Source organism: Chromohalobacter sp. HP20-39 (genome assembly GCF_033052815.1).
GTDB lineage: Bacteria > Pseudomonadota > Gammaproteobacteria > Pseudomonadales > Halomonadaceae > Chromohalobacter.
Window position 1 is genome coordinate 1 of the sequence record NZ_JAWHTP010000435.1, and the last position, 309, is coordinate 309.

Annotated in this window: 1 pseudogene; it reads right to left on the reverse strand. The window is 60.8% G+C overall.

The features are described 5' to 3' along the window. Positions 1 to 309, reverse strand: a pseudogene (locus RVY79_RS18705) (integrating conjugative element protein); the annotation flags it as partial.

A 309-nucleotide genomic window follows, 5' to 3' on the forward strand; every position in this document is an offset into this window, starting at 1 on the left:
CCCGCCATTTCGGCCATCTTCTCGGCCATGGCACGGCACGTCAGCTTGCTGCGGTCGAAATCGAGTCGCGCCTGCAGCACGCCATTGGTGAGCAGGTTGTACAAACCGGGATCGGCCCGCTGGATGATCAGCGCGGGCAACGATGCCACCGCACTGGTGGCACTCTGGATCACCGACGACATGATTTGCTGGAAGCCGTTGGTGATGCCGTTAAGTTGGTTCTTCAACGTGGTCTGGATGCTCATGACGCCGCAGATCAAGTTGCTGTTCCAACCCACGCCGACACCGAGAGAGCGCATGCCGGCCGCA